Below are 7250 nucleotides of genomic sequence, written 5' to 3' on the forward strand. Positions count from 1 at the left end.
GCCTTGCGCTCATCGCGGCGCCGGCCCAGGCGCGCGACCCCGGCGCCGTACGAGAGGCATCGTTCGCGGCCGCCCCGGACGCCTCCGCTCCGGCCCGGCCCTCGCGGGAACGTGTGCGGATGAACCAGCGCGTCTTCGACCGGGTCTGGAGCGAGGTCCGCGGCCAGTATTACGATCCCGGGCTGCACGGCGTGGACTGGAACGCGGCGCGCCGCACATACCGGCCCGAGGCGCTGGCGGCTCCCGACGACCGCGCCCTGTACCGGGTGCTCGGCGACATGCTCGCCCTTCTGGACGACGATCACGCCGGCGCTTCCGCCCCCGCCGTCGCGCGTCGCCTGGATACCGTGCGCGAACCGCGCCCCGCCATCGGCGTGACCCTGCGCCGCGACCCCGGCCAGCCCGGCGTCTATGTCGTCGAGCGGGTCCGCGAAGACTCTCCGGCCCAGGCGGCCGGGGTCGCCGCCGGCTGGCGGCTGGACACCACCGCGCCCGGGGCCTGGTTCCCCGAACTGGACGTGGTCGAAGGCCAGGTCGTGACTCTCGTCCTGGCTGATCCGGACGGCGCCCGCCGCACCCTGACCGTCACGCCCCGGATCATGCCGCCGCGCCCGGCCTTCACGGCGGACCTGTCCCGTTCCGGCGTGGCCGTCCTGCGCATCGACGCCTTCGACCTCGGGCTCGGCGACTGGATGGGACGCCAGCTGGCGTCCCTGCCGTCGGATACCGACATCGTCCTCGACCTGCGCGGCAATCCCGGGGGGCGGCTGCTCGAAGCCGACGCCCTGCTGAGCTGTTTTCTGCCGCGCGACCTCGCCTGGGCCACCCGGACCCCCCGTTCTGGCCGTGCGATCGTGCTGAAGACCGCCGGCGGCTGCGGCGACCTCGACGCCCCGGCGCCGAACGACGTCGCCGTCCTCGTCGACGCCAACAGCCGCAGCGCCGCCGAACTGACTCCCGCCGCCCTGCAGGAAGCCGGCCGCGCCGTGGTCGTCGGCGAACAGACCGCCGGCGCCGTGCTGATCTCGCAGGACACCGCCCTGCCGGACGGCGGCCGCCTCAGCCTGAGCCGGTCCGACTTCGTCACCGCCGGCGGCGTGCGGCTTGAGAAGCGGGGCGTGACGCCGGACCTGACCACGCCTCTGGCGGACGAGGCCGCGGATCAGGACCTGGCGCTTGAACTCGCCATTTCCGCGCTGGCCCGGGCCGCCGAGGGACAGGCCCGCGTCGCGCAGGCGCCGTCGCTCTAGCCGGCGACGGGTTTCACTTTCGAGGCCGCTTCACGGGCCCGCTCGCGCGCCTCCTCGACGGTCGCGCCCCTTGCCGTCGCCACGCCCATCCGGCGGCGCTCATAGCTCTCCGGCTTGCCGAACAGCCGCAGGTCCGCCGTCGGAACGGCCAGCGCCTCCGCCACGCCCTCGAAGGCGACGCCCGTGGCGTCCATGCCGCCGTAGATCACGGCGCTCGCGCCCGGCTCGCGCAGGCTGACGTCGACCGGCAGGCCGAGGATGGCCCGGGCGTGCAGGGCGAATTCGCTCATGGTCTGGGTCGCCAGGGTCACCAGTCCGGTGTCGTGCGGCCGCGGCGAGACCTCCGAGAACCAGACCTGATCGCCCTTGACGAACAGCTCCACCCCGAAGACGCCGAGACCGCCGAGGGCGTCCGTGACCTTCGCCGCGATATCCTGCGCCGCCGCCAGCGCCGCCGGCGTCATCGCCTGCGGCTGCCAGCTCTCGACATAGTCGCCCTGGACCTGCCGATGGCCGATCGGGGCGCAGAAATCCGTTCGCACAGCGCCTTCGTCACCCCGGACCTGATCCGGGGCGCGCATCGACCGCACCGTCAGCAGGGTGATCTCGAAATCGAAGTCGATCCGCCCCTCGACGATGACCCGCGCCGTCTCGACCCGTCCGCCCGACTGGGCGTAGTTCCAGGCGTTGCCGGCGTCCTCGACGGCCTCGATCATCGACTGGCCCTTGCCTGAGGACGACATCACCGGCTTGACGAACACCGGCAGGCCGATCCGGTGCGCGGCCTCGGCTAATTCGGCCGCGCCGCTGACGAAGGCGTAGGGCGAGGTCGGCAGACCCAGCTCCTCCGCCGCCAGCCGGCGGATGCCCTCGCGGTTCATGGTCAGGTGAACCGCCCGCGCCGTCGGGATGACCGTCGCGTGCCCCGCCGCCTCGATCTCGACCAGGACGTCGGTGGCGATGGCCTCGATCTCCGGCACGATGATGTGCGGATGCTCGGCGGCGATGATCCCGGCCAGCACGTGCGGATCGGTCATCGGGATGACGTGGCTGCGGTGCGCCACCTGCATGGCCGGGGCGTTCGGATAGCGATCCACGGCGATCACCTCGACGCCGAGTCGCTGCAGCTCGATCGCCACCTCCTTGCCCAGCTCTCCTGCGCCGAGGAGCATGACGCGGGTGGCGGTGTCCGACAGGGGGGTGCCGATGCGGGCCATGGTCTTACAGCCGCGCCTTCACCGCCGCGACGACCGCTTCGCTGGTGATTCCGAACTTCTCGTACAGCACCTCGGCCGGGGCCGAGGCCCCGAAACCGGTCATGCCCACGAAGCCGCCGTCCTCGCCGATGAACCGCTCCCAGCCCTGTTGGATGGCGGCCTCGACGGCCACCCGGACCGTGCCGCGACCGACGACCTTGTCCTGATAGGCCTTGGGCTGCTGGAAGAAGAGCTCGAAACAGGGAACCGAAACGACGCGGGTCGGCGTGCCCTCAGCCTCCAGCGCATCGGCGGCGGCGAGCGCCAGCGCCAGTTCGGTGCCGGTGCCGAACAGGGTGACCTTCGCCTTGCCCTTGGCGGCGCGGATTTCATAGGCGCCCTTCGCCGACAGGTTTCCGGCCGCGGCGACCGTGCGGACGGCCGGGGTCTTCTGGCGCGACAGGGCCAGGGCCGAGGGCGCGTCCTTGTGCTCCAGCGCCAGCTTCCAGCACTCCATCGCCTCGATCGTATCGGCCGGGCGGAACACCAGCAGGTTCGGGATCGCCCGCAGGGCCGCCAGATGCTCGACCGGCTGGTGCGTCGGGCCGTCCTCGCCGAGCCCGATGGAGTCGTGGGTCAGCACGTGGATGGCCCGAACCCCCATCAGCGCCCCCAGGCGGATGGCCGGCCGGCTGTAGTCCGAGAACACCATGAAGGTGCCGCCGTAGGGGATGACCCCGCCGTGCAGCGCCATGCCGTTCATGGCCGCGGCCATGCCGAACTCGCGGATGCCCCAGTTGACGTAGCGGCCTTCGTAGGTCGGCGCGTCGAGGATCGGCGTGCCCTTGACGAAGGTGTTGTTCGATCCGGTCAGGTCGGCCGAGCCGCCGATCAATTCGGGAATGGCGGCGAACAGCTCGTCCAGCGCCGCGCCCGATGACTGGCGCGTGGCCTGGGCCGGTTGGCTCTCGACCAGTTCGGCGATCTTCGCGTCCAGCTTGGCGAAGGTCCCCTCGGGCAGGTCGCCCTTCATGGCGCGGGTGAAGTCGGCGGCCTGCGACGACGCCGCCAGTCGGGCCTCCCAGGCCCTGCGTTCCTTGGCGCCGCGTCGTCCGACCTTCTTCCAGGCCTTGTCCACGGCCTCGGGCAGTTCGAACGGTTCGTGGGTCCAGGACAGACCCAGCCGCGTCGCCGCCACCTCGGCCGCGCCCAGGGCGGCGCCGTGCGTCTTGTGGCTGCCCTCCATGGTCGCCGCGCCGCGCCCGATCTTGGTCTTGCAGGCGATGAGGGTCGGCTTGTCCTGCCGGATCGCCCACTTCATCGCGGCCCGGATGGCGTGCAGGTCGTGGCCGTCGATGGCCTTCACGGCCCAGCCCGCCGCCTTGAAGCGCGCCTTCTGGTCGGTCGTGTCCGACAGCGACACCTTGCCGTCGATGGTGATCTCGTTGTCGTCCCACAGCACCGTCAGCTTGTTCAGCCGATAGCGCCCGGCCAGGGTGATGGCCTCCTGCGACACGCCCTCCATCAGGCAGCCGTCGCCGGCGATGACCCAGGTCCGGTGATCGACCAGATCCTCGCCGAACCGCGCCGCCAGATGCCGCTCCGCCATGGCGAAGCCGACCGAATTGGCCAGACCCTGTCCCAGCGGACCGGTGGTCGTCTCGACGCCCGGCATATGGCCGTACTCGGGGTGCCCCGCCGTCTTCGAGCCCCACTGGCGGAAGTTCGACAGCTCTTCCTTCGTCGCCGCCTTGTAGCCGGTCAGGTGCAGCAGGCTGTAGATCAGCATCGAGCCATGGCCGGCCGACAGGATGAAGCGATCGCGGTCGGCCCAGTCTGGGCGGGAGGCGTCGAACTTCAGAAACCGCGAGAACAGCACCGTCGCCACGTCGGCCATGCCCATCGGCATGCCGGGATGGCCGCTCTTCGCTTTCTCGACTCCGTCCATGGCCAGGACGCGAATGGCGTCCGCCATCTGCTTCGGCGTGGCTTTTTCGGATACGGTTTTGGCGTCGGTCACGGGGGGACCTTTCGTCGGGAGGCGGAAAAAGGGAGGCGCGCCGCTTTACCCCGACGCGCGAGCGGGTTCTATACGGATTCTGGAGGATTTGACCTGAATGGACGCTGCATCGGCCGCCAAGGACCGGGTTGATCGCGCTCTGGCGCTGCTCGAACGCCGTCTGCTCGACCTGAAGAGCCGCGCCGCCGGGACCGGCCGCGCCCCCGACGACGACCTGTTCGCGCCCCAGCCCTCCAGCGAAACGGACCGCGCCCGCATCCACGAGCTCGAATCCGCCGGTCGCGACGCCGCCCAGGCCCTCGCCCGGGCGGCCGACGCCATCCGCGACAGCCTGGCCGAACAGGAGTCCCGCTGATGGCGACGGTGACCGTCGAGATCAACGGCCGTCCCTACGCCGTCGGCTGCGCGGACGGGCAGGAGGAGCGGGTCCGCATCCTCGCCAAACAGTTCGACGGTCATGTCCGCCAGGTCGCGGGCGAGGTCGGCCATGTGGGCGATATCCGCCTGTTCCTGATGGCCGGCCTGCTGCTCGCCGACGAACTGCACGAGGCGAGGTTGAACGGCGGCGCGCCGGCTCCCGACGCCGCGCCTGCGACCGACGGGGTCGCCGAGGCCCTGAACGCCGTCGCCGCCCGGCTGGAAAAGATCGCCCAGGGACTCTGACACACCGGTGCCGGAAGGTTGTCCGATTTGTCATTTGAGGAAATGTATCAGCACTTATACATCCTCCATGACCTATTCGCTTCAGACCCATGGCGTCCTTCTCCGCCGTCTCATCGACCATCTCGATGGGGCGGTCGAACAGCTTTACGTCGATGCGGGTCTGGACTACCGGCCCCGCTTCACGCCGATCCTCCGCGCCCTGCTCAATAGCGGCCCGGCCAGCCTCCGGGCCCTGTCCCAACGGACCGGCGTCACCCATTCCGCCGTCAGCCAGACCATCACCCAGATGGCGGCGCGCGGCTGGGTCTCGCTTGAGGCTGGAAAGGACGCCCGCGAACGCATCGTGACCCTCACGCCGTTCGCGATGGAGCATCTGCCCCGGCTGGAGCGGTGCTGGACGGCCACCGACGTCGCCTCACGCTCGCTGGACGACGATCTCGGCCAGCCCCTCGCCGACATTCTGATCCGGGCGCTCGATGTTCTTGAGCGCCGCCCGCTCGCCGACCGACTGGCGGCGGCTTTCTCCCCCACCCCCGGAGTTAATTGATGAACCGCGCCCGCCTCATCCTTTCCGTCTGCGCCTTGGCCTGCCTGGCCGGGACGCCCGCCCTTGCCCAGCGCGTTGCGCCGGCGGCGGTCGCCAGGGTCGAGGCCGTGGCGCCCTTGGTCGCCGCCGAGCGCGCCGCCGCCGTCGCCGCCATCATCCACACGGTCGAGACACGGTACGTCTTTCCCGATCGCGTCCCGGCGATCCGCGACCGACTGAACGAAGGGCTGGCCGGCGGACGCTACGACACCGCCGACCCCGGCGTCTTCGCCGAGCGGGTGACCGCCGACCTTCGTGAGTCGAGCGGCGACGGGCACATGTATCTGAACCATGCCCCCGCCGAATATGCGGCCGTCGCCGGCTCGGACGCGGAGACGGCGGACAATCCAGCGTTCCAGGCCATCTGGGCCGCCGCCGCCGTGCGCAGCAACCATGGCCTGGTCGAGACGCGCATTCTGCCTGGCAACGTCCGCTACCTGCGCATCAGCCAGTTCCACTGGGTCGCGGACCGCACGGGGCAGGCCTACGACGACGCCATGCGCTTCCTGCGCGAAGGCGACGCCCTGATCATCGACCTGCGCGGCAACGGGGGCGGGGACCACGCCGCCGTGCGCTATCTGCTCAGCCATTTCATGGAGCCGGATCAGCTGGACATCACCTTCCTCGAGGCAGGCAAGCACCCGGTCCAGTCGCGCACGCTCGACAACCTCCCGGCGGGGCGGCTGTACGGCAAGCCTCTCTACGTCCTGATCAACCGGCAGGTCGGCTCGGCGGCCGAGGCCTTCGCCTATGACGTCCAGCAGTTCCGGCTGGGTACGCTGGTCGGCGCAACCACGGGCGGGGCGGCCAACAACAACACCTTCTTTCCCATCGCGCCGGGCTTCATGCTGAGCGTCTCCTACGGCCGCCCGGTGCATCCGGTGACCGGCGGGAACTGGGAGGCCGTCGGCGTCAGCCCGGACCTCGCCGTGGATCCGGAAACCGCGCTGGACGCCGCGATGGCCCAGGCGCTGGAAACCCTGCTCGCCCGCAGCGAGGCCGATCCGGTGGACCGCGCCGGCTGGGAGTGGGCCCGTGTGGCGATCGAGGCCCGCCTGCATCCGGTTCATCTGCCGCCCGAGCGTCTGAACGCCCTGGCGGGCAGCTATGGCGGACGGACCATCGTGTTCGAGGATGGCCGGCTGGCGTGGCGTCGCCCGAACGGCCGGACTTCCGCCCTGTCGCCTCTGACCGCCGATGGTCTGTTCGCCGTCGAGGGAACCGACGACCGCCTGCGCATGCGCCTGACCGGGGACGCGCTGGAAATGCAGCGGATCGACGAGCCTGCGCCGTCCCGCTTTGCGCGTGATTGAGGTGGACTGCCATTGTTCCGCCCCGGCGGAACGACTATCTTCCGCCACGGCGGGTCCTGCTGCGGCCCTCGTCGAAGGCAACATTTCCTCGCGACCTTAATTCACTCGAAGGGAGCTGTCCCTGATCAGGCCCGTGGGCCTGGGCACACGGCGCCCACCTGGCTACCCAGGTCGAGAGGATTTAAACGTCCTTCACGGTTCTTGCGGCGCCGCCACCCTTTC

The 7250-nt window shown here is 70.5% G+C and carries 7 protein-coding genes and 1 other RNA gene; 6 read left to right on the forward strand and 2 right to left on the reverse strand.

Annotated features, from left to right (window positions below; genetic code table 11):
* The coding region (locus RDU12_RS10145; protein ID WP_308684550.1) for a S41 family peptidase at positions 1–1250 on the forward strand (1250 nt) is incomplete at its 5' end.
* Here the strand turns inward: RDU12_RS10145 and purT are convergent.
* Positions 1247–2467: a formate-dependent phosphoribosylglycinamide formyltransferase gene (purT, locus tag RDU12_RS10150; protein ID WP_300291684.1), complete on the reverse strand. Its 1221-nt coding sequence runs from the start codon at positions 2465–2467 to the stop codon at positions 1247–1249. The two genes, RDU12_RS10145 and purT, sit on opposite strands and share 4 nt — an antisense overlap.
* A gap of 4 nt (positions 2468–2471) precedes the next feature.
* The gene (gene tkt, locus RDU12_RS10155; RefSeq protein ID WP_300291687.1) at positions 2472–4421 is read right to left on the reverse strand and encodes a transketolase; all 1950 of its coding nucleotides are present in this window, start codon (positions 4419–4421) and stop codon (positions 2472–2474) included.
* 142 nt (positions 4422–4563) lie between these two features.
* On the opposite strand from tkt, the gene RDU12_RS10160 reads away from it, so the two are divergent.
* The 5 genes from RDU12_RS10160 (at position 4564) to ssrS (ending at position 7242) form a co-directional block, all read left to right on the forward strand.
* Positions 4564–4821 carry a hypothetical protein gene (locus RDU12_RS10160; RefSeq protein WP_308684551.1) on the forward strand — a complete coding sequence of 86 codons (258 nt, stop codon included), beginning with the start codon at positions 4564–4566 and terminating at the stop codon, positions 4819–4821.
* Entirely contained in the window at positions 4821–5129 is a 309-nt protein-coding gene (locus RDU12_RS10165) for a cell division protein ZapA (protein WP_300293638.1), read from the forward strand. The genes RDU12_RS10160 and RDU12_RS10165 overlap by 1 nt, the downstream gene beginning before the upstream one ends.
* A 67-nt stretch (positions 5130–5196) precedes the next feature.
* Entirely contained in the window at positions 5197–5676 is a 480-nt protein-coding gene (locus tag RDU12_RS10170) for a MarR family winged helix-turn-helix transcriptional regulator (RefSeq protein ID WP_300293640.1), read from the forward strand.
* A complete protein-coding gene (locus RDU12_RS10175; protein ID WP_308684552.1) occupies positions 5676–7028 on the forward strand; it encodes a S41 family peptidase in 1353 nt (450 codons plus the stop codon). The genes RDU12_RS10170 and RDU12_RS10175 overlap by 1 nt, the downstream gene beginning before the upstream one ends.
* Positions 7029–7081: 53 nt before the next feature.
* A non-coding RNA gene (gene ssrS, locus RDU12_RS10180) (6S RNA) lies at positions 7082–7242 on the forward strand.
* Positions 7243–7250 lie beyond the last annotated feature (8 nt).

The organism is Brevundimonas sp. (genome assembly GCF_031082345.1).
Lineage (GTDB): Bacteria > Pseudomonadota > Alphaproteobacteria > Caulobacterales > Caulobacteraceae > Brevundimonas.